This window comes from Pantoea rwandensis, assembly GCF_000759475.1.
Classification (GTDB): domain Bacteria; phylum Pseudomonadota; class Gammaproteobacteria; order Enterobacterales; family Enterobacteriaceae; genus Pantoea; species Pantoea rwandensis_B.
On record NZ_CP009454.1, the window covers coordinates 347,729 to 370,077 of the forward strand.

The window sequence follows — 22,349 nt, forward strand, 5'->3', positions numbered from 1 at the left end:
GCTGAAAAAATCAGCACATTTCTGGCACAATCATTATATTTCTTCCTGACTGGGCTAATCCTAATGCCCATAAAAAAAAAACGCCACGTTAAGACGTGGCGTTAGCAATAAATCCTGGCAAATTGTGCGAAAGAATCGCTTCGCTTAGCGATTCAATTTCGCCAACTTACGAACGCTTCATCATATCGAAGAATTCGTCGTTGGTTTTGGTCATCGCCAGCTTATTGATGAGGAACTCCATCGCATCAATTTCACCCATTGGATGGATGATTTTGCGCAGGATCCACATTTTCTGCAGCTCTTCCTGCGTGGTGAGGAGTTCTTCTTTACGGGTACCGGAGCGGTTGTAATCGATCGCTGGGAATACGCGTTTTTCAGCAATTTTACGCGACAGGTGCAGTTCCATGTTACCTGTACCTTTAAATTCTTCGTAAATCACTTCGTCCATCTTCGAACCGGTATCAACCAGCGCAGTCGCGATGATGGTCAGGCTGCCGCCCTCTTCCACGTTACGTGCTGCACCGAAGAAACGCTTCGGACGATGCAGGGCGTTGGCGTCCACACCACCGGTCAATACTTTACCGGAAGCCGGTACCACGGTGTTGTAAGCACGCGCCAGACGGGTGATGGAGTCAAGCAGGATAATAACGTCTTTCTTGTGCTCGACCAGGCGCTTAGCCTTCTCGATCACCATCTCAGCGACCTGAACGTGGCGTGAAGCCGGTTCGTCGAAGGTGGATGCGATGACTTCGCCTTTCACCAGACGCTGCATCTCGGTCACTTCTTCCGGACGCTCGTCAATCAGCAGCACCATCAGCACGCAATCCGGATAGTTGTACGCAATGCTCTGTGCGATGTTCTGCAGCAGCATGGTTTTACCGGCTTTCGGTGGTGCCACGATCAGACCACGCTGACCGCGACCAATCGGCGATGCCAGATCCAGTACGCGAGCGGTCAAATCTTCGGTTGAGCCATTACCGCGCTCCATACGCAGACGATTGTTTGCGTGCAGTGGCGTGAGGTTTTCGAACAGAATCTTATTACGCGCGTTTTCCGGCTTGTCGTAGTTAACTTCGTTAACTTTCAACAGCGCAAAGTAACGTTCACCCTCTTTTGGCGGGCGAATTTTACCAGAAATGGTGTCACCAGTGCGGAGGTTGAAGCGGCGGATTTGGCTGGGAGAAACGTAGATATCATCGGGACCGGCGAGGTAGGAGCTGTCTCCAGAGCGGAGGAAACCAAATCCGTCCTGCAATATCTCCAGCACACCATCACCAAAGATGTCTTCGCCACTTTTCGCATGCTGTTTAAGGATAGAGAAAATAATATCCTGTTTACGCATACGTGCCTGGTTTTCCAGACCCATATTTTCGCCGAGGGTAATCAGCTCAGAAACCGGCGTGTTCTTTAATTCGGTAAGATTCATAGTGAGGGTTCTTAAACTCGGGGTAATTCTCGAAATGATTGTCGTGGGTGGTATGGCAAAAATTCCATGCCGTTAATGGCTCTTTTTCAACTCTGCTCGACGATTATCGTCTGATGTGGCGATAGGAAACGAAGAGATGGTCGAAAGGTGATGCCGAATGTGCTAGTCATCAGATTGCCAAACCACGATAACGTTCAATGCGAGCAGGGTCTGACAAGGGAAAACTTTAGATGCAAACTACAAGGTAAGTGCGTAATGCAGTGAGGTCAACTTAACACGCCTGAATGGAGACGTCCAGCAGTGGCGAAAAAATTCACCACTGCGGAACAACACCGCGCCGGGCTTAGGCCAGGTTAGCGTTCAGGAACTCTTTCAGCTGACCTTTAGACAAGGCGCCTACTTTGGTCGCAGCCACTTCACCGTTCTTGAACAGCAGCAGTGTCGGGATACCACGAATGCCATATTTAGGCGCAGTGCCCGGGTTGTCATCAATGTTCAACTTGGCGATGGTAAGCTTACCGTCGTACTCTTCTGCGACTTCGTCGAGAATTGGGGCGATCATTTTGCAAGGACCACACCATTCAGCCCAGAAATCTACCAGAGTGACACCGTCGGCTTTCAGCACGTCAGTGTCGAAACTGTCATCGGTCAAGTGAACGATTTTATCGCTGCTCATGTTTAACTCCAAAGATTGTGCCTGGCGAATTGGCGTAAAATATACCAACGTAGGTTGACTTTATTTCATCGGATACGCTTTCGTAAAGCGCTAGTAAGCTGATATTCTACCACACTATGAGCAAAACACACTTAACTGAACAGAAGTTTTCCGACTTCGCCCTGCACCCACAGGTGGTTGAAGCCCTTGATACCAAAGGCTTTTCTAACTGCACGCCTATTCAGGCGTTGGCACTGCCTTTTGCGCTTTCAGGGCGTGATGTTGCGGGTCAGGCGCAAACCGGTACCGGCAAAACGATGGCGTTCCTGACGTCAACGTTTCATCATCTTCTTTCTCATCCAGCCGCTGAAGGCCGCCAGATTAATCAGCCGCGTGCGCTGATCATGGCCCCGACGCGTGAACTTGCTGTGCAGATCCATGCCGATGCAGAGCCGCTGTCGAAAGTCACGGGTCTGAAACTGGGTCTGGCTTATGGCGGTGACGGCTACGACAAACAGCTAAAAGTGTTGGCCGATGGCGTCGATATCCTGGTGGGCACCACCGGTCGCCTCATCGACTATGCGAAACAAAATCACATCAACCTCGGCGCCATTCAGGTCGTGGTTCTGGATGAAGCGGATCGCATGTTCGATCTTGGCTTTATTAAAGATATCCGTTGGTTGTTCCGCCGCATGCCGCCGGCCACCCAGCGTCTGAGCATGTTGTTCTCGGCTACCCTCTCTTACCGCGTACGTGAACTGGCGTTTGAACATATGAATAACGCTGAATACGTGGAAGTGGAACCGGAGCAGAAAACCGGCCACCGCATCAAAGAAGAACTTTTCTACCCTTCGAATGAAGAGAAGATGCGTCTGCTGCAAACCTTGATCGAAGAAGAGTGGCCCGACCGCGCCATCATCTTCGCCAACACCAAACACCGCTGTGAAGATATCTGGGGCCATCTGGCCGCGGACGGTCACCGTGTAGGTCTGCTGACGGGCGATGTGGCACAGAAAAAACGTCTGCGTATTCTGGATGACTTCACCAAAGGTGATGTGGATATTCTGGTCGCGACCGACGTTGCGGCGCGAGGTCTGCACATTCCTGCCGTGACCCACGTGTTCAACTACGATCTGCCTGACGACCGTGAAGACTACGTGCATCGCATCGGTCGTACTGGCCGCGCGGGTGCCAGCGGACACTCCATCAGCCTGGCGTGCGAAGAATACGCACTCAACCTGCCAGCGATTGAAGAGTACATTGGTCACGGTATTCCGGTGAGTAAGTACAGCAGCGAAGCACTGATGAGTGAGCTGCCTCCGCCGAAACGTCTGCAGCGCAGCCGTTCTGGAAACGGCCCACGCCGTGGCGGGAACAACAGCAACCGTCGTAGCGGCGCGCCGCGCAATAACAACCGTAAACGTTCGAGTTAAGCACACCATGCTGAGCGCATCGTCACTTTATGCTGCGATTGATTTAGGCTCTAACAGCTTTCATATGTTGGTGGTGCGCGAAGTGTCCGGCAGTATTCAGACCATTGCGCGTATAAAGCGCAAGGTGCGTCTGGCTGCCGGTCTGGACAAAGCCAATCACCTCTCCGCCGAGGCGATGCAGCGTGGCTGGCAATGTCTGAAACTCTTCTCTGAACAGCTGCAAGATATTCCCCCCGAGCAAATCCGCGTGGTCGCCACGGCTACGCTGCGTATTGCTGAAAATGCCCAGGACTTCCTGACTCACGCCGAAGAGATCCTTGGCTGCCCGGTGAATGTCATCAGCGGCGAGGAAGAAGCACGCCTGATTTATCAAGGTGTTGCTCATACCACTGGGGGTTCCGATCAGCGCCTGGTGGTGGATATCGGCGGCGGCAGCACCGAGCTGGTCACCGGCGAGGGTTCGCACGCGACCACGTTGTTTAGTTTGTCGATGGGTTGCGTCACCTGGCTGGAACGCTACTTTGGCGATCGTCACCTGGCGAAAGAAAATTTCGAACAGGCTGAATTAGCGGCCCGCGACATGATTCGTCCGGTCGCGGCTGCACTGCGCGAAAAAGGCTGGCAGATCTGCGTCGGCGCTTCAGGCACCGTGCAGGCATTGCAGGAAATTATGGTTGCGCAGGGCATGGATGAACGCATCACCCTGAGCAAGCTGCAGCAGCTAAAACAGCGGGCGATTCAGTGCGGCAAGCTGGAAGAGCTGGAAATCGAAGGATTGACACTCGAGCGCGCGCTGGTGTTTCCCAGCGGCCTGTCGATTCTTATCGCTATCTTCCATGAACTTAGCATCGACAGCATGACGCTGGCCGGTGGCGCACTACGTGAGGGGTTGGTGTACGGCATGCTGCATCTGCCGATTGACCGCGACATTCGTAGCCGCACGTTGCAAAACGTCCAGCGCCGCTTCTCTATCGATGTGGAGCAGGCAAGCCGCGTGCGTCAGCTGGCTGAAAGCTTTTTCCGCCAGGTGAGCACGGCCTGGAAGCTGGATAACCGATGTCGCGATCTGCTACTGAGCGCCTGTTCGATTCACGAAATTGGCCTGAGCGTTGATTTCCGCCAGGCACCGCAGCACGCCGCTTACCTGATTCGCCATCTCGATCTTCCCGGCTTTACACCTGCACAGAAAAAAATGCTCGCCTGCCTGCTGCAGAATCAGAGTGGCAGTATCGATCTCGCTTTACTGACGCAGCAGAACGCTGTGCCACCACGTATGGCGGAACGCTTAAGCCGTTTACTGCGTCTGGCGCTAATCTTCTCTAGCCGACGTCGTGATGACACGCTGCCTGCGGTACGTTTACAGGCGGATGATGATGCGCTGCACCTGACACTCCCCGCAGGCTGGCTGGACGCGCATCCGCTGCGTGCCGAGTTGCTGGAGCAAGAGAGTCATTACCAGTCTTATGTGCACTGGTTGCTGACTATCTCTTGATCAAAGCTGCTGCGCTTGCTGATGCTGCGTTGAAAAGCTCCCGCCAAATGCTCATTTACGGCATGTAAACGCCGCTTTGCCGGGAACTTTTCGCCTTGCCTCCGCTACGCTCGCAACGGTTCTCGCCAGAGGCCTGGCCTGAACGAACGGCGGGGGATTTACCCCTTCTTCGCATTCTCCAGCATCGCACGTAAACCCGCGACGCGCGTCTGCCCGGTTTTCACCCGCTCCTCGGCGCTGATCACTTTTTTCTCGCGCTCCCACACCACATCATCCTGAGGTAGCTCCATCAGGAAGCGGCTCGGTTCCGGGCGGACCAGTTCACCATACTGACGACGTTCACGACACAAGGTAAAGGTCAGCTCTTTTTGCGCGCGGGTAATGCCCACATAGGCCAGACGGCGTTCCTCTTCGATGTTGTTCTCATCAATGCTGCTCTGATGCGGTAACAACCCCTCTTCCATACCGACCAGATAAACATACGGGAACTCCAACCCTTTGGAGGCGTGCAAGGTCATCAGCTGTACCTGGTCGCTCTCCTCATCGCTCTCACCGCGTTCCATCATGTCGCGCAGCGTGAAGCGCGTCACCACCTGCGCCAACGTCATCGGCTCATTCAGCTCATCGCCCTCCAGCATCTCCGTCATCCACTGGAACAGCGTGTTGACGTTTTTCATGCGCATCTCGGCGGCTTTGGGGCTTGGCGAGGTCTCAAACAACCAGCTTTCATAATCGACACCGCGAATCAGATCGCGTACCGCATTCACCGGTTCGCGTTCTGTCAGCTGGATAATCTCATTCAGCCATTGAGTAAAACGCTGCAGATGCTCCAGTCCGCGCCCGCTCAGCGTCTGTTCCAGTCCCATATCGAAGCTGGCATTGAACAGACTTTTATTGCGCAGGTTGGCCCATTCACCCAGCTTCTGCAGCGTGGCGGGGCCAATCTCACGACGCGGAGTATTGACGATACGCAGGAAGGCACTGTCGTCTTCCTGATTGGTCAGCACGCGCAGATAGGCCAGCAAATCTTTGATTTCCGGGCGCGAGAAAAACGAGGTGCCGCCAGAAATACGATAGGGGATACGGTTTTGCATCAGCTGCTTTTCAAAGACGCGCGACTGGTGGTTGCCGCGATAGAGAATCGCATAATCTTTGTAGGCGGTTTTGTTGACGAAGTGGTGGGCAATTAACTCACCGGCCACCCTCTCGGCCTCATGATCTTCATTGTTGGCACTCAGCACCTTCAGCTCGCTGCCCTCGCCCAGCTCAGAGAACAGGCGCTTCTCAAACACATGCGGATTATTGGCAATCAGGATGTTAGCTGACTTCAAAATGCGCTGGGTTGAGCGATAGTTCTGCTCCAGTTTCACCACTTCCAGCGCCGGAAAGTCCTCTTTCAGCAACACCAGGTTTTGCGGCCGCGCGCCACGCCAGGAGTAAATTGACTGGTCATCATCACCTACCACGGTGAAACGCGCCCGCGCGCCCACCAGCAGTTTCACCAGCTCATACTGGCTGGTGTTGGTATCCTGATACTCATCCACCAATAAATAGCGAATACGCTGCTGCCAACGCTCGCGCACTTCCTGATTGCGTTGCAGCAACAGCGTCGGCAGTGCAATCAAATCGTCGAAGTCCAGTACGTTGCAGGATTTCAGATGCTGGTCATACAGCTGATAGCAGTGGGCAAAAATCTGGTCGCGCTGGGATTTGGCCAGGCCAGCCGCACCCTGCGGATCGACCAGGTCATTCTTCCAGTTGGAAATGGTGGAAATCAGCTGCTGCAACAGCGTTTTGTCTTCCTCCAGCCACAGTTTAGTGAGGTCTTTCAACAGCGCCAGCTGATCCTGATCGTCGAACAATGAGAAGCTCGCTTTCATCCCTAACGCTTTGTATTCACGTTTAATGATCTCCAGTCCCAATGTGTGGAAGGTGGAGATCATCAGGCCTCGCGCCTCTTTGCGTCCGAGCGTTTGCGCGACACGCTCTTTCATCTCGCGCGAGGCTTTATTGGTGAAGGTGACTGCAGCGATATGGCGCGCCTGATAGCCACACTCGCGGATCAGGTGGGCGATTTTATTGGTGATGACGCGGGTCTTACCCGAGCCTGCACCGGCCAGCACCAGGCAGGGACCGGTGACAAATTCGACAGCACGTTGTTGGCCGGGGTTTAAACGCATAACGGAATATCACTCAACTAATGAAAAGGAGATCCCCTGACGATTTCGCATGGCAGGAATATGGACAGGTGAGCGACTCCCGGAAACTGACTCAATCAGTCACCGTATCAAGCATACGCAGCCAACGCACCTGCAATTTGAAGTAGGACGGGGATATAATGCGCCGAACATTATACATACATACAGAGACACCAACATGGCGAAAACCGCGGCAGCTTTGCACATCCTCGTCAAGGATGAAGCGCAGGCCAAATCCCTGCTGGCCCAGCTGGAAAAGGGCGCAAACTTCCAGCAGCTGGCAAAAAAACACTCCACCTGCCCATCAGGGCGTAACGGTGGCGATCTGGGCGAATTCCGCAAAGGCCAGATGGTGCCCGCCTTTGATAAGGCGGTGTTCTCCTGCCCGCTGCTGCAGCCTTACGGGCCGGTGAAAACCGCCTTTGGGTATCACATCATCAAAGTGCTGTGGCGTAACTGATCACTTTTTACTTTTCATCTGCTGCAGCACATTACTGCACTGATTGGCATCAGTATCACTGGGTGAAATCAGTGCCAGCAGGGCTGCGGCCGGTGCCACCACCGCGCCCAGCGCTACTGCGGCGGCGCCACGTGCGATCAGCGGCCCGGCTTTCACGCCGGCATCCGGATTTTTGAAGGTGCCACGCACATACAGCGGCGAACGCAAGGTGATGATACGAATGCCTTTGCTCTCTGGATTAATAGATAAATCCAGCCCTTCATTGGCAAAGTTAACGTTGCCGGTGACATTAATCACCGCATTCTCCGTATCCAGCACAAACACTTTCGGCGTGGCGAGACCCTGACGGATAGTGAGGTCGGTGGCGGCACAGTTGATGCGCACCTCATCATCGCCAAACAGTTTGCCGACCACATAGTTACCGACATTCAGGCCGGCAATTTCCATCAGACTACGGCTGATCAATCCATCATTCATCAGCAGTTTCAGTTCACCGTTGCTGGTCCCCAGAATATCCGCTACCGAGTTGCCGGTACCGCTCAGGCTGGCATCGCCGTTTAACTGACCCAGGCTGCGCTGCATCGCCGTGACATTCGGGAACAGTTGACGCAGTTGCAGCTTACGCGCATGCAAATCCGCGCGACCGCGCATCGGGCTTTTATCCCCTTCCAGATGAATGGTGGAGTTGATACTGCCGCCCGCCATGCCGAAGCGCAGCGGATCGAGCAGCAAGTCACCGTTTTTCAACTGCAGATGGGTATAAAGGTCGCTAAGCGGCAGCTTGCTGCTGTGTTCGATGCGTTTTCCGCTGAATTTCACATCCGCATCCATCACGTCCCAGCTTTTGGTATCAAACTTGTCATGCGGCAGCACGCGATCGGCCGGTTGAGTCGAAGCGTCACCGCGCTGGGCTTTGGCCTGCTGGGTTTTCTCACTGCCCTTGCCCGAATTCACACCAATCAGCGGGCCTAAATCCGCCATGCGCAACTGGTTCGAGGTTAATTCTCCGGTCAACGTTGGGCGCGGTTTCACCTGGTGATAAGCCAGCGAACCGTGAATATCGCTATCGCCAATATGACCATTGAAGTTTTCGTAGCGGAACAGCGGCCCTTTCTCTTCATTGAAGCGCGCGATCAAATGGCCGTCAGTTTCGTACGGCGGCGTATCAGGCAGCAGCACGCCAGTTAAACCGTACAGATTCGCCAGCGTATCGCCAGCAAAGCGCAGACGCACATCCAGCCCGCCGAGATTTAAAGGATCCTGCAACGTCCCGTCAACGCGCACGCGCGTGGTGCCGTTGCGCACATCCACCTGCAGTGGGAACGGTGTGGTTTTGCTGCGCAACGAGAGCATGCCGCCGATCTTACCGTCGCCAGTCAGTTTCTGATTGTTGTAGGTTCCATCCGCCTGCCAGCCAAAGACAAAATCGCCCGCGCCTTTCTGCTGGTCGTTACCGCCCGCTACCTGCGCGTAAGGCACCGGTTTACCCAGTGGATTAAGGGTGACGGTCACATCGGCTTTATTGATGGCATCGCGATAACGAATCTGGCCTTTATCGAAGAGAATATTATCGAGGCGGAAAGACCAGGCAGAAGGCGGCGCATTGGCATCGCTGCTCTCGCTGCTGGCTAAGTTAAAGGTCCAGTTATTCTTTTTATCCGCCGTCTGCACCAGCCGCGCATCGGGCAGCTGCATTTTAATCCATGGCAGATAAACCTGTTTATGCAGGAGCGCCAGCGGCGCAAGCGTGGCTTCAACGCGCTGCAAATGCACCATGGTGACATCGGGAATATTCGGCGGATTGCCCAGCATAATGTCATCGGCATGCACCTGCGGCCAGGGCACCCAACTGCGCCAACCGGGTTCTTCGCGATTGCGCACCCAGGCAACACCCAGATCGCCACGAATGGCGAAAGGCCGGTTTAACTCAGTGGAGACTTTTTGGTTGATGGTTGGCTTCAGGCGGTTCCAGTCAAACGTGGCGATAATCACCACCACCACCACAACCAACAACAATAAAATCCCGAACACCCAACTCAGGACTTTTCCCGTACGTGACATTCTGCTTCCTCCTTGCCCTCAACGTCTCACATAACTGTAGTCGAGACGTTGCGGATCGGGATCAGGGAAGCTCGAGCGCCAGGGATTCCAGCGTGCTGAAGGGAACAGGTCGCGAGAAGAAATAGCCTTGTGCCGCCATCGCAGGCGAATTACGCACCTGCTGCCACTCCTCTTCGGTCTCCACGCCTTCAACAATAACGCCGTTGCAATAGCGATTGATCAACGCCAGCAGCATGGAGAACAGCGAGCGACCTTCATCGGTAGAGCGCAGCAGCATGAACAGTTCGCGCGACAGTTTAATGTAGTCATAGCGCAGCTCAGTCAGCGCAGAGAAGTTTGCCATGCCTGATCCAAAGTCATCGAGCCACAGCGGCCCCAGCTCAGGCATCTTCGCCACCATCTCTTCCTGCGGCAATGCATGGTGCTCCGTGAGTTCAAAACGCACCCAGGGGAGCTGCGTAATCAACTGGCGGATATCGTCATGCTGCTCAATGGCCAACAGCGTCGGACCATCAATATTCACCGAGGCCACCAGCTGACGCTGACTGAAAAAGTGTGACCACTGTAATAACAGCTCAAGCTGTTCCTCGACGACATCAAGGCGCTGCGCGATAGTCAGCGCATCAAAATAGGTTTCGGGCGACAACCTTTTCTCTGGTGCGGAGGGGTGTGTCACCGCAGTCAGTAATTCAATAGCCAGTAAACGGCCGGAGACCTGGTAAATCGGCTGGAAAGTATAGAATCGTTGGCACTGCTGCCAGAAGAAACGCGTTTCCTGTTGTTGCTCCAGTTCAATTGAAATAGGCAGCCGATGACTTAAATTGTTCATCACCATGGTTTTTTCCTGGTAGGTGGTGGGTGCCTGCAAATTGTTTCTCAGCGGCAAGTATCGGCGAGTAACACGATAACTTTATTGGTCTCAGCCACCTCACGAGCAGTTGAGTGTATCAGCGCGTTTCAGGCTTAATCGGCAAAACAAGCGGCGCTTTGTCCGTTAAATCGCCGTGGAGAGAGGGTTCAGGCACCTTAAGTTAAATTAAAACGTCGTTTTAAAAACCATTGACAGCTGCCATACCAGACGCGAGACTCGAGGGCAGAATTCACTACAGGCCGAAGACCATGACGCAGAAGAACATTGCCATCATTGGCGAATGCATGATTGAGCTATCCGAAAAAGGTGAGAACATCAAACGTGGCTTTGGCGGTGACACGCTAAACACAGCGGTTTATCTGGCACGCCAGTCAGATAGCCAGCAGCTGCGGGTGGACTATGTCACCGCGCTGGGCACAGACAGTTTCAGTGACCAGATGATCGCTGCCTGGCAGCAGGAGCAGGTTCACACCCAGCTCATTCAGCGCCTCGACAATAAAATGCCGGGCCTCTACTTCATTGAAACCGACGAACACGGCGAACGCACCTTCTGGTATTGGCGCAATGATGCCGCTGCACGCTTCTGGCTGGATGGCCCAGAGTCTGACGCAATTTGCGCCCAGCTGGCCCACTACGATTACCTCTATCTCAGCGGTATAAGCCTGGCGATTCTGCCAGCCACCAGCCGGGAGAAACTGATGGCACTGCTCAGCACCTGTCGCCAGAACGGTGGCAAGGTCATTTTCGATAACAATTACCGTCCACGTCTGTGGGCAGACAAATCTAGCGCGCAACAGGCTTATGCCGAGATGCTGCATCATACCGATATCGCCTTCCTGACGCTGGATGATGAGCACCTGCTGTGGGGTGAGCAGCCGCTGGACGCAGTGATTGCACGCACGCGCGAAGCCGGTGTGCAGGAGATTGCCATCAAACGCGGTGCCGATTCCTGTTTAGTGGCGATAGGCGATGAGCCGCTGCGTGAAGTGCCCGCCATCAAGCTGGCTAAAGAGAAGGTGATCGACACCACGGCCGCAGGCGACTCTTTCAGCGCCGGTTATCTGGCCGTGCGTTTAGCCGGAGGAAGTGCAGAAGATGCGGCCGCGCGCGGTCATCTCACCGCCAGCACGGTGATCCAACATCGTGGAGCCATTATCCCTTTAAGCGCTATGCCGCAGTAACCCTCCTGTCAGCATTTTCCAGCGGCGCTATTTCAGGCACGACGCCTGGCGCCGCTGGATATCTGTTGGCGCCAGGCGTTCACTTTGCCGCTGTTGATTTGATAATCACGACTTACGCAATGCACAGGATAATTTGTCTTAAACCACGACATTACACTGCGAATTTCAACTAACCTCGCCAGCGATCCATCTTTGGCTCATATCCGCCCTCGCCAGTTTAGCAACTCTTACCATATCAATTTAAATTCAATAGATTACGGACAGAAATCGGGCCGCCAGGCATAGTCCGAAACTGCAGAAATGGTGGGTTTTCGGCTGGACGCCAGCGCGAAAACAGACCATGTTTTAATCAATAACAGCAGGACGCTGTTAATCCGGCCGCGAACAAAATAATGACAACACGACTCGCTCAGGACTGATTTATGCACACAGAAATCATTAATATCTGGCCACACGGTGATGCGCCAGGCGCGAGTGATTCGCGCGCTCAGCCGCAAATCGTCGATCTCGCCAAAGAGTACGAACCCTATGACCGCGCCGCGACCGGCGTGCGTTGCCCTGAAATGGCGATCTGGCACCCGGAAACCTCCAACGGCATTACGCTGCTGGTCGCGCCCGGCGGCGGCTATCAGCGAGTGCTGATTGACCGTGAAGGCAGTGCCCTCGCCACGTTCTTCACATCGATGGGTTATACGCTGGCAGTGATGACTTATCGCCTGCCCTACGATGGCCACCACGAAGGTCCCGATGCCCCGCTGGCCGATGCACAACGTGCGGTGCGCGTGTTGCGCGATCGTGCGCAGCGCGGCATGAACGGTAAATATATTGTGATGATGGGCTTCTCAGCGGGTGGGCATGTGGCTGCCAGCCTGGGGACGCGCTTTGGTGAGAAAATTTATCCGGTGCAGGATCAGGCCGACAGCTTCTCGCCGCGCCCGGATGCCATGGTGCTACTCTACCCAGTGATCAGCATGCGCGAGGGTTTGGCACACGAAAGTTCGCGCACTCGCCTGCTCGGCGCATGGCCGGATCAGAGGTTGATTGATGCGTATTCAATGGAAACGCGCGTACATGCGCAGACACCGCCAACGCTGCTGATTCACGCTACTGATGATGAAGCGGTTTCGGTGAACAACAGCATGGTGTTTTTCAGCGCCCTGCGTGAACACAAGGTGCCGGTGGAAATTCACTTTTATCAGAAAGGCGGCCATGGATTTGGCATTCGCGGCGTCGACGATCTGCCCCTCGCCAGTTGGCCGATGCTGGTCACCGAATGGCTACGCGCTAAGACCTAATCCCCTTCATACTTTGCACTGCAGCGGCGTTGGCCGCGCGCGTTCGCCCCAGTCACTGGCTTAAGTCAGCGCCTGGGGATGAACACACTTGCCGCCTTGCTGCAGCTCAAATTATTTCGGGGATAATTCATGCCCTGAAACGCAGCTACGATGGCTGCATGGATGCGCTGTTCAAAAGCACCCCAAGGCGCTTTTGTGCTGCCACTCAAATTATTTTGGCGATCTCATGTGCCATGAATTATAAGACTCGATAACTCGACCATGAATGATAAAACCTGTGTCATGACGATGGTTGAGCCGGGTCGGTCGCGCTCGCGCTGCCGTTACTTTCCGGTTTAGCTTCATCAGAAGCCGCCGGTGCTGCAGGAGCATCCGGTACCTTCATCACTTTATCCCAGCCGTCCTGCAGCATCTTCACGTTGGTCTCAGCTTCACCTTGTGGTTGAATCAGCACCATCGTCAGTTCCTGCGTCAGCTGCTGGCGCAATTCCTGATTCAGCTGATCACGCGTCAACCCACTGAGAAACGCCTGACGCAGCTTTTGATACTGCTCCGGCGCAATATCCACCACCGCATTCTGCTGCGAGCGCAGACGCTGCCCCATCAAGATATCGGTATCCGTGCGCGCATAGGTGGCGAACAGCTTATTCAGTTCCAGCAGCTTCTGCGCCATCAGCGCATCGAACTCATCCTGCGGTAAACCTTTATCTCGCACTGCCGCCAGTTCTTTCGCCACCTGGTTCATGTTCTGCGCCAGCGATGCGTTCGGGCTGTCCATGTTGATGGAACACTGCGCACGCTGGTACAGCACGCGGCAATCAAAGCCCACCTGCACGCTCTGTGCTTTGCTGTCCGCCAGTGCGCGTTGCACATGCCAGAACAGCGCTTCACGCGCCAAATCACTCTGCCAATAGTGCTGTAAGTTTTGCGAGTCACGAATCGGTTGCCACGGCGTATCCCAGACCAGCGACAGGCGATCCTGACTCATCCCGCCATTGACCAGGTTGACGGGCTGATGTGGCAAAGGAGACAGCGTAGGCAGCGCTGCGGGCGCCACCCGTTTACCCTTCAGCACGGAGAAGGTTTTGTTGATTTGTTCTGCCATGCTGCGGCTGTCAACGTTGCCCACCACATACAGGGTCATGCCATCCGGCGTGTACCACTGCTGATAGAAGCTGTTGAGCTGTGCAATATCGACCGGCGCGCGCGGCTGTTCGCCCGGATCGTGCGCCAGCATCGCGGAACCCTTGAGACGGTAACGCCACCAGACATCCTGGGTATTTGGCGGCCAGGTGGCGATGGGATCGGTCGCGGTCAGCGCGGTTGATACCACCTGCTCATTGATGGTCATTTTCCCTGCGGTTGCCGCCAGCCAGTTCAGCGCTTCTTTCAGCAGCTCCGGGCGGTTGTTAGGCAAGCTCAGGTTGTATTGGGTGTAATCGTACGACGAGATCGCTGGCGGCAACGGGCGTTGCGGATCCATGGCTTGCTGCCACAGTGCACGCTGCTGATTGGTATCCAGCGCGGTGTTGTGCACCATTGCCAGACGCGGTATCAGATGGCTGAAACCGGTTTGCTGAGCGCTCTCCACCAGTGAACCGGTGTTAACAATCAGACGTAATTCAATACGATCGCTTGGACGTTGTGGCGTGGTGAGTAACTGCCAGCTAAAACCATTGTCCAGTTTGCCTTCCTGCCACGCGGGATCGGGCTGGAGTGTCTCGGCGTGCGCGCCAAAGCCGGATGCCGCAAGGATTAATCCGCCAACCAAAAGTCGAATTCTGGTGCCCTGCATGTGAACCCCTACATAAACAGATCAACGCTCGTTATCGCGACATGTGCGGTCACATCTTTGGTGACCGGCGCGGCCATTAGCCGCCACGTTTAATGAAGAACAGACTCTTTGACCACAGGAAGGTCAGGATGTCGCGCAACGAGGTAAAAAATCGGGAAAAAAATCAATGGGGTTTATTATGCAAATGCCCGCTGTCAGGGCAAGCGACAGCGGGCATTTCTCGGGAAATTAACGCAAATAGGCGATCAGACGCTGGTTTGTGAGGCGTTATTGACCTTTTTCGCTGAAGAAAGCGTCGCTTTCATCTGCTTCTCATCCAGCTGACCGACCCACTTCGCCACGACAACCGTCGCCACGCCGTTACCCACCAGGTTGGTCAATGCACGCGCTTCAGACATAAAGCGGTCGATACCCAGAATCAGCGCCAGACCTGCTACCGGCAAATGTCCGACTGCAGACAAGGTGGCCGCCAGCACGATAAAGCCACTGCCGGTCACGCCCGCTGCGCCTTTTGAGGAGAGCAGCAACACCACTAACAACGTGATCTGGTGGAAGATATCCATGTGCGCATTGGTGGCCTGGGCAATGAATACCGCCGCCATGGTCAGGTAAATCGAGGTGCCATCAAGGTTAAAAGAGTAACCCGTTGGAATAACGAGACCCACCACCGATTTCTTACAACCCAGCTTCTCCATCTTGTCGAGCATACGCGGCAGCGCAGATTCAGATGAAGAGGTACCCAGCACGATCAGCAGCTCTTCTTTGATGTAGGCAACAAATTTGAAGATGTTGAAGCCGGCCCAGCGTGCAATCAAACCTAACACCACCACCACAAACAGCACGCAGGTGATGTAGAAGCAGATGATCAGCTGACCGAGCTGCACCAGTGAGCCCACGCCGTATTTACCGATGGTAAACGCCATGGCACCGAAAGCACCGATAGGCGCGAGGCGCATAATCATGTTGATCACGCCGAAGATCACTTTCGAGAAGCTCTCAATGACGTTAAACATCACGGTTCCGGCGTTACCCAAGCGATGCAGGGCGAAACCAAACAGGATGGCGAACAACAGCACCTGCAAGATGTTACCGCTGGCAAAGGCACCGATCACGCTACTCGGAATGATATCGAGCAAGAAGGCAATAACGCCCTGATCCTGTGCTTGCTGGGCGTAAACCGCCACGGCTTTGGCATCCAACGTCGCGGGATCAACGTTCATGCCCGCACCCGGCTGCACCACGTTAACCACCACCAGGCCAATAATCAGCGCGATGGTGCTGACAATTTCAAAGTAGAGCAGCGCGACTGCGCCAGTCCGTCCAACTGCTTTCATGCTCTCCATGCCGGCAATACCGGTCACCACCGTACAGAAAATCACGGGGGCGATGATCATCTTGATCAGCTTAACGAAACCATCGCCAAGCGGCTTCATTTGCGCGCCTAACTCAGGATAGTAATGGCCCAACAGAACGCCGATGCCGATGGCAACCAGCACCTGAAAGTAGAGGCTTTTGAACAGTTTCATAACAGGTGTCCAGGTATAGACGGAATTCACCGCCGTTATTATGGAGAACGCATGCGGCAAGCCGCCTGGAAGCGAAAAACCTTACCGATTGCGGGAAAATAACACTCCATTAACAGGATTAATATACCCTTACATTCCTTACAAAAGTTACAAAACTCTAACTATGAACTGAAACGCTTCAGCAAACCGCTTGATAGCAATTTCGTGAGTAAAATCAATAAACAATGTGATTATTCAGGATGTGACGAGCTGTCAAGCCAGCGTTGGTTGAAGACGTTGAGAGAGAGCGCTTCAGCGTATAAGTAGCCTTGCCCTATCGTAATTCCGCGTGCCAGCAGCCAGTCTCGCTGCTCATCGGTTTCCACGCCTTCAGCAATAACATCAAGATGAATGATGTCCGCAATCGCCGCGACAATACGCACCATGGTGTCATCATCCGGTAGCGCCGCAACAAAACTGCGGTCCATCTTCAGCTTGTTCACCGGCAGCGCTTTAAACTGATGCAGGTAATTGAGATTGGAATAACCCATGCCAAAATCATCCAGCGCCACGGCCACGCCGGTTTGCTGCAGTGAACGCAGCAGCGAAATCGCTTGCTCGGCATCGCCAATCTGCGCGGTTTCGGTAATTTCCAGCACGAAATTGCCAGGTGCAATACGATGGCGCTCCAGCAAGCCCTGCAAATGGCTCACCATGCTGGGGTCACGCAACTGCACTGCCGAAATATTGACGCTCAGCGGAATATTGATACCCAGCTTCTGCCACGCGGCAAGGATGCGGCAGGCTTCTTCAAACACCCAGCGCCCAATCGCGGAAATCACCCCAATCTCTTCCGCGCTGGCAATAAACTCTTCTGACAAACCATAGCTGCCATCCGGCATACGCATACGCAATAGCGCTTCCGCACCCGCCAGCTCACCGGTTTGCATATTGATTTGCGGCTGCAGGTAAAGTGCAAATTGACCATCCTGCAACCCCTGCAGGATATCGTGCTCCTGCGTCAGGCGTTTTTGCGCCCGCTCAGTCAGCGCCGGATCAAAGAACAGAATCTGGTTTTTGCCCTGATGACGCGCCGACATCATTGCCGAGGTCGCGCGGTCGAGTTGCTCGCTGGCGCTGACAACGCTGTCATCATGCAGCGCCAGACCAATACTGGCGTTTGGGCGCAGTTGTAACTGATGTAAATTCACCGGCTGGTTGATGCGAATCATCAGGTTACGCGCAAGGCGCATGGCGCGGAACGGGTTGTGCGCACGCTTCATCAGTAGCGCGAAATCACTGGGTCCGGTTTGCGCCAGCAGGGTGTGATCGTCAACGGTGCTGCGAATCTTCTCCACCAGCGTCAGCATCAGGGTATCGCGCTGTTCATCACTCAGTACACCGTTGGCTTCCTGCAGCGTTTCGATACGAATCACCATCAATCCCCACGGCTGACGGCTATGGCGATGGCTGGCGTGCTGATCCAGTAACGCAAGGAACAGGGCACGGTTGGGCAGGTCGGTCACAGCAAAATGGGTGGTCATGCGACTCATTTCATCATGAATCGACTCCAGCACCTGCTGATTGCGATTGTAACTGCGAATCAGCATACCGATTTCATCGTCGCGATGATTATTCGGCAGATCGAGCTTGTGCGTGAGGATGGCCTGCGGCGGCAACTCCTGCAAATCACGCGACAGATTACGTAACGGGTGAACAATCAAGCGATTGATACACCAGCTAATCGACACCGAGAGGATCAGCGCCAGCAGCAAATAGGTGGTGATCATCGTCGATAACGTGCTCAGCAGAAACTGATAAACGCGCGACGAGTCAGCCTGCAGCACCAGATAGGCAATCGGTTTGGGCAGCCCGGTGCGTTCAACTGAATAGAGCGGTAGGGTAATTTGCACCGGCAGCTCAAACAGACGCGCCACAAAACGCGGCACCGGTTTTTCCGGCACAAAATCGGCGTGCAGCGCCTGAAACGCATTCGGCAATACCACATCGGCACGAGACAGGATGCCCGCCGGTTTCAGTGTATTAAGGATGCGTTCGGCTTGCGGAATATCGCCTTTCAGAACGGCTTCTGACAGCGGTTGGCGCACCGTGTGCGCGATATTTTCCATCTGCTGGGCGTAGTCAATCCTGCGCTGCTGCACAAAGTGGAATAACTGGATGACGATAAAAATGCTGATGGTCACCATTGCCACGGCGGACACCGTTGCCATCTGTTTTATCGTTAACGAGCGACTAACGCGCAACAAAAACCTCTCCCGGCGGCTAAAGCCGTGTATTTAGATGAAATGCGCAGCGAGTATATCGCAGGTGAGCATTGTTATGCGCCGGGATAAAGTCGAAAAAAGGCAGGAAGGGCGAGATAAAGTGGTGATTAGGAATTGTGCACGTTAAAGTCGCGGCGCAAAGTTTGCGCCGCGACCCCAACTATTGCGGATAAGGCACCCAATCGCCGCCGTTCAGACGAATCCAGGGTTTACCCTGATACATCATCACCACCGCATTATCATTCTCGGACACCACCGGTGATTGCGGCAAATTATCCGCTAACATCGACATATTGACGTTCGGGGCGTTAAATACCTGACCATCCACCACACGGGAAATGATTTCGGAAATCGCCAGCAGGCTGGTTGGCGTATCAATGCTCAACGGCTGCCCCTGATGCGGCGCTTTCATCCCGACAAATTTAATGCCCACCGGTACATGCGTAATGCCTGGGCTGGGAATATCACGCAGACCGGACATCTGCATTTTATCGCCCTGCAGTGCAGCACCGTGCTCCGGCACCACCAACACCATCACGCGGCGACCCGATTTCTCCAGATTGGTCAGGAACGTATCCAGCTGATCAAACAGTACTTTAGCGCGCGGTTGCCAGTCAGCGGTACGCGTGCTGCCGAGCTCGCGCGTGCCGTCATGCAACGGAATCAGGTTGTAGAAGGTGGCACTGCGCGCATCGCTGCTTTTGGTGCGATCGTCGAGCCAGCGCTGCATCAATTGACCGTCATTAAACACCGGCGAACCATCAAACGAAGTCAATTCTGGTGCTATTCCCGCTTGTGACATCAGCGGTGCCTGCAAATTGCCCTCTTCACGTAACTCTTTGAGATAGTTACCAAACACGCCGGTATGATCCATCATCAGTTCCTGCTTAAAGCCCAGCTTCGCCAGATTATCAAACAGATAGCAGCGCTGGTCGGTGGCCTTATACAGATTGGAGTGTGAAGTCTGGCCGCAGCTGGCACGCAATAAACGGATCCCCGCCGGACCGCTGTAGCCGGTGGCTGAGTTGTAGTTGTTCAGCAGAATATCGAAGTGTTTCCACAAGGGATGATCACGCAGCTGGGCCACATCCATATCCGACCAGGACAGCGAACAGATGTTGATCACTAAAATATCAAACGGCTGCGAGTCCGCGGGTAGCGCATCCGGGAAATGGGTCGCGCGCTGGCGCTCACTGTCGTAGAAGCGATTGAGCCAGGACGTCAGATTGGCGCTGGTCGGCGGTGCTGACTGGTCCAGGCCATCCGGTGCTTTGGTTGCCGCAGGTGGGTTGCTCAGTCCCACTTCCGGGGTCGCCGCTTTGGTTGGCAGCAGATTCATCGCCGGTCCGGCAATGGTCAGCACGTTAAGCCAGATCAGCATCAGTGACACCAGCACTGTGATGCGAATCCACTGGGCGACAAACAGGTACAGCACCAGCAAGACAAAGCCTGCACCGATCATCTGCCAGTTAATAAAGCGCTCCAGTAGATCGAGCAGATAAGCAGAGGAGAAGCCCGCAACCTGGCTGCCCTGGCTCATGATTGATTCCAGCCCCGGCAGCCAGGTGTCATGCCAGAACAGCGCGAAGCCAATCGGCAGCGAAATCCAATGGCGCACACGGTGCAAACGACGTGACGGCAGCGGGAATAGCAGCCAGGCCAGGAACACCAGATTGCTCAGCGCATGAAAATTCAGGTAGCCGTACCACAACAGACCAAATTTGATCAGGAAGTAGAAATTCCAGCCGCCGAGACCGCGCCACCACGAAGCGTGCAGCGTCGAAGGTTTGTTATCACTCATTACGGTTTGGTATCCGTTTTCGCAGATTTGCGTTGCCACTGCCCTTCCGACTTCAGCGCACGCGGTGGCAGCAGACGCATCAGCAGGCTGGTGCTACTGCGCGGTAACCAGCGCACGAACAACGATTTCAGGAACAGTAAAATTAATAACAGCAGGATCGCCACCTGCACCCAATCCATCAGTGTCATTAGCGGCGATCTCCATCGAGGTTGAGAATAATGGGCTGCGGGGTTTGCGCCCCACGCAGGTTAGCAGCGGACACCTTATTCGCCTGAGGGACTTCAATGGGCGCCATCGGCACTTCACGCTGCGCCACGGGCGTCAGCTGACGAATCTTGTGCACTTCCGATAAAATCTGGTTGTCCTCAAACCACACCACGCGATTACTGAACAGCTCATCGTGCGGCAGCGAGAAAATCGATTTCAGCGCGATATCCAAATCGTTGAAGCGACAAGATGACAGGAACAGATAGATGCGATCGTTAATCAGCGTCACCAAATCACCGAAACGACGCGGCTTGCACAGCGTCAAAATTTGCTCGGGTTTCAGCTGTGGCACCGGACGCAATGCCACCATCAGCCCTTTGTCGTTTTCCGGCAACAGCGTATTGCTCATCAGCTGCTGCACCGCCGCGCAGAAAGACTCCAACTGCAGATACCCTTTTTGCTGCAGCGGCTGGAGTGCCTGCATCAGCGCGGGCAAGTTGGCCGGAACATGACGCGTAAACTGCTGGCCCTGAATCCCTTCCAGCGTGGTGAGAAAGCGTGACAGCGTTTGAGCGCCGGGCACGATGGCATTCACGCCACACGCCAGCAACAATCGCTCATCGCTATACCTAAGACTGGTACTGATTTCGCGCACCACGATCTTTAATGCGTTGCCGCGCGAACGGCGCAAACTGTGGACCATTTTTGCCAGGGCATTAATGTCCTGGTTATGGGCCAGACTAAAAATGACCGTGGCGGCGTTGGCCTGTTGTGCACGCGAGAATACGCTTTCATTATCGCTAAACAGTTGCCACTGGCTGGAGAGTGGCGGTGCGCCTTCCAGCACCCCTTCTTGTGCCAGAAACTGATTTTCATCATTAAGGCTAAGAGGGGTGGTTTGTTCAACGTCATTAATGGCAATGAATTGATTCTCATTACAACTCAAGCGAATCGCACGGTCAGCCAGTAATTTGTCTGCGGAGTACCACCAGTTAATTCGATATTGCCAACTATCCTGTCGGAATTCTAAATGTGCGACACCATCAAGTTGGCGAAAATAACGCTGTAGATGGTTACGCAGATGAATAATTGACGCCCCCGAGGTGATCAATAACAGCGTGATTTGTTTTTTGATCAACAACCGCCGCATGCGTTTAACCCAGAGCGTCAGCTCATCCTCGGATAATTTACTCCACTGCGCAGCGTTGCTGTAAAACAGCACTAAACCACTTCGGCTATTCAGCACACGCGCGAAATCATTCTCCAGATGCTGCAAGCTGGCTTTATTGGCCGGCAGCGAAAATAAGGGAATGCGCGCCGGTCCTGTCAGTGGGTCCGGCGTCAGTAATGACTGAGGCTTCTCATCTGAACTGACCAGGGTTGCCGCCTGTTGATGGCTCACCACCTGACGCAGCAGTACCCGCGCGTCTTCCTGACGCTGACTGGTAATCCAATAAAACCCCGGATTTTGCAGGGTAACTAATTCCTGCTGAACCTGTTGTAGGCCAAGCGCATAGCGATTTTTCATATTTGTTTCGCGATCAGAACAATCCAGGCTAGTTTAATATAGACGGCGACCATTGGAACTGCTGAAATAAATAAAACCTGCGCTATCTCAAATGATATCGATTTTTGCATAGTCTGCGCATTTTGCCGGGTTTAAACTTAACAAAAAATAGAACCA

General features: G+C 54.2%; 16 protein-coding genes. 5 read left to right on the forward strand and 11 right to left on the reverse strand.

Annotated elements, in window-relative coordinates:
- Positions 1-166 precede the first annotated feature (166 nt).
- Complete coding sequence (rho, locus tag LH22_RS01540) at positions 167-1,426, reverse strand: transcription termination factor Rho (protein ID WP_034827837.1); 1,260 nt, start codon at positions 1,424-1,426, stop codon at positions 167-169.
- 343 nt (positions 1,427-1,769) lie between these two features.
- On the reverse strand, positions 1,770-2,102 hold the full coding sequence (trxA, locus tag LH22_RS01545; RefSeq protein WP_003851963.1) for a thioredoxin TrxA: 333 nt from the start codon (positions 2,100-2,102) through the stop codon (positions 1,770-1,772).
- A 116-nt stretch (positions 2,103-2,218) separates the two neighbouring features.
- On the opposite strand from trxA, the gene rhlB reads away from it, so the two are divergent.
- Both rhlB and gppA read left to right on the forward strand, forming a co-directional pair.
- The gene (gene rhlB / locus LH22_RS01550) at positions 2,219-3,514 is read left to right on the forward strand and encodes an ATP-dependent RNA helicase RhlB (RefSeq protein ID WP_038643814.1); all 1,296 of its coding nucleotides are present in this window, start codon (positions 2,219-2,221) and stop codon (positions 3,512-3,514) included.
- 7 nt (positions 3,515-3,521) lie between these two features.
- Positions 3,522-5,006 (forward strand): guanosine-5'-triphosphate,3'-diphosphate diphosphatase, encoded by a 1,485-nt coding sequence (gene gppA, locus LH22_RS01555; RefSeq protein WP_038643815.1) that lies wholly within the window; start codon positions 3,522-3,524, stop codon positions 5,004-5,006.
- A 158-nt stretch (positions 5,007-5,164) separates the two neighbouring features.
- Here the strand turns inward: gppA and rep are convergent, their stop codons facing one another.
- Positions 5,165-7,186: a DNA helicase Rep gene (gene rep / locus LH22_RS01560; RefSeq protein ID WP_038643816.1), complete on the reverse strand. Its 2,022-nt coding sequence runs from the start codon at positions 7,184-7,186 to the stop codon at positions 5,165-5,167.
- Positions 7,187-7,382: 196 nt separating this feature from the next.
- On the opposite strand from rep, the gene ppiC reads away from it, so the two are divergent.
- Positions 7,383-7,664 carry a peptidylprolyl isomerase PpiC gene (ppiC, locus tag LH22_RS01565; RefSeq protein ID WP_034827827.1) on the forward strand — a complete coding sequence of 94 codons (282 nt, stop codon included), beginning with the start codon at positions 7,383-7,385 and terminating at the stop codon, positions 7,662-7,664.
- Here the strand turns inward: ppiC and LH22_RS01570 are convergent, their stop codons facing one another.
- Together LH22_RS01570 and pdeH are read right to left on the reverse strand one after the other, a co-directional pair.
- The gene (locus LH22_RS01570) at positions 7,665-9,725 is read right to left on the reverse strand and encodes an AsmA family protein (protein ID WP_038643817.1); all 2,061 of its coding nucleotides are present in this window, start codon (positions 9,723-9,725) and stop codon (positions 7,665-7,667) included.
- Between the two features lie 61 nt (positions 9,726-9,786).
- A complete protein-coding gene (pdeH, locus tag LH22_RS01575; protein ID WP_038643818.1) occupies positions 9,787-10,560 on the reverse strand; it encodes a cyclic-guanylate-specific phosphodiesterase in 774 nt (257 codons plus the stop codon).
- A gap of 284 nt (positions 10,561-10,844) precedes the next feature.
- Between pdeH and LH22_RS01580 the strand changes: the two genes are divergently transcribed.
- Positions 10,845-11,777: a sugar kinase gene (locus tag LH22_RS01580; RefSeq protein WP_038643819.1), complete on the forward strand. Its 933-nt coding sequence runs from the start codon at positions 10,845-10,847 to the stop codon at positions 11,775-11,777.
- Between the two features lie 422 nt (positions 11,778-12,199).
- Positions 12,200-13,072 (forward strand): alpha/beta hydrolase, encoded by an 873-nt coding sequence (locus LH22_RS01585; RefSeq protein WP_038643820.1) that lies wholly within the window; start codon positions 12,200-12,202, stop codon positions 13,070-13,072.
- A 280-nt stretch (positions 13,073-13,352) separates the two neighbouring features.
- Here LH22_RS01585 and LH22_RS01590 read toward each other — a convergent pair whose 3' ends face one another.
- The 6 genes from LH22_RS01590 to bcsE form a co-directional block, all read right to left on the reverse strand.
- Positions 13,353-14,867: a M16 family metallopeptidase gene (locus LH22_RS01590; protein ID WP_038643821.1), complete on the reverse strand. Its 1,515-nt coding sequence runs from the start codon at positions 14,865-14,867 to the stop codon at positions 13,353-13,355.
- A gap of 245 nt (positions 14,868-15,112) precedes the next feature.
- The gene (locus tag LH22_RS01595) at positions 15,113-16,393 is read right to left on the reverse strand and encodes a dicarboxylate/amino acid:cation symporter (RefSeq protein WP_038643822.1); all 1,281 of its coding nucleotides are present in this window, start codon (positions 16,391-16,393) and stop codon (positions 15,113-15,115) included.
- A gap of 230 nt (positions 16,394-16,623) precedes the next feature.
- Positions 16,624-18,636, reverse strand: a complete 2,013-nt coding sequence (gene hmsP / locus LH22_RS01600) for a biofilm formation regulator HmsP (RefSeq protein ID WP_205624991.1) — start codon at positions 18,634-18,636, stop codon at positions 16,624-16,626.
- Positions 18,637-18,817: 181 nt separating this feature from the next.
- Positions 18,818-20,458, reverse strand: coding sequence for a cellulose biosynthesis protein BcsG (bcsG, locus tag LH22_RS01605; RefSeq protein WP_038643824.1), 1,641 nt, complete (start codon positions 20,456-20,458; stop codon positions 18,818-18,820).
- Positions 20,458-20,646 (reverse strand): cellulose biosynthesis protein BcsF, encoded by a 189-nt coding sequence (gene bcsF, locus LH22_RS01610; protein ID WP_038643825.1) that lies wholly within the window; start codon positions 20,644-20,646, stop codon positions 20,458-20,460. The genes bcsG and bcsF overlap by 1 nt, the downstream gene beginning before the upstream one ends.
- Entirely contained in the window at positions 20,646-22,193 is a 1,548-nt protein-coding gene (gene bcsE / locus LH22_RS01615; protein WP_038643827.1) for a cellulose biosynthesis protein BcsE, read from the reverse strand. The genes bcsF and bcsE overlap by 1 nt, the downstream gene beginning before the upstream one ends.
- Positions 22,194-22,349: the final 156 nt, after the last annotated feature.

Coding starts and splice junctions, on each gene's coding strand:
- rho (WP_034827837.1), bottom strand. CDS start 1,426: ATGAATCTTACCGAATTAAAGAACACGCCGGTTTCTGAGCTGATTACC.
- trxA (WP_003851963.1), bottom strand. CDS start 2,102: ATGAGCAGCGATAAAATCGTTCACTTGACCGATGACAGTTTCGACACT.
- rhlB (WP_038643814.1), top strand. CDS start 2,219: ATGAGCAAAACACACTTAACTGAACAGAAGTTTTCCGACTTCGCCCTG.
- gppA (WP_038643815.1), top strand. CDS start 3,522: ATGCTGAGCGCATCGTCACTTTATGCTGCGATTGATTTAGGCTCTAAC.
- rep (WP_038643816.1), bottom strand. CDS start 7,186: ATGCGTTTAAACCCCGGCCAACAACGTGCTGTCGAATTTGTCACCGGT.
- ppiC (WP_034827827.1), top strand. CDS start 7,383: ATGGCGAAAACCGCGGCAGCTTTGCACATCCTCGTCAAGGATGAAGCG.
- LH22_RS01570 (WP_038643817.1), bottom strand. CDS start 9,725: ATGTCACGTACGGGAAAAGTCCTGAGTTGGGTGTTCGGGATTTTATTG.
- pdeH (WP_038643818.1), bottom strand. CDS start 10,560: ATGGTGATGAACAATTTAAGTCATCGGCTGCCTATTTCAATTGAACTG.
- LH22_RS01580 (WP_038643819.1), top strand. CDS start 10,845: ATGACGCAGAAGAACATTGCCATCATTGGCGAATGCATGATTGAGCTA.
- LH22_RS01585 (WP_038643820.1), top strand. CDS start 12,200: ATGCACACAGAAATCATTAATATCTGGCCACACGGTGATGCGCCAGGC.
- LH22_RS01590 (WP_038643821.1), bottom strand. CDS start 14,867: ATGCAGGGCACCAGAATTCGACTTTTGGTTGGCGGATTAATCCTTGCG.
- LH22_RS01595 (WP_038643822.1), bottom strand. CDS start 16,393: ATGAAACTGTTCAAAAGCCTCTACTTTCAGGTGCTGGTTGCCATCGGC.
- bcsG (WP_038643824.1), bottom strand. CDS start 20,458: ATGAGTGATAACAAACCTTCGACGCTGCACGCTTCGTGGTGGCGCGGT.
- bcsF (WP_038643825.1), bottom strand. CDS start 20,646: ATGACACTGATGGATTGGGTGCAGGTGGCGATCCTGCTGTTATTAATT.
- bcsE (WP_038643827.1), bottom strand. CDS start 22,193: ATGAAAAATCGCTATGCGCTTGGCCTACAACAGGTTCAGCAGGAATTA.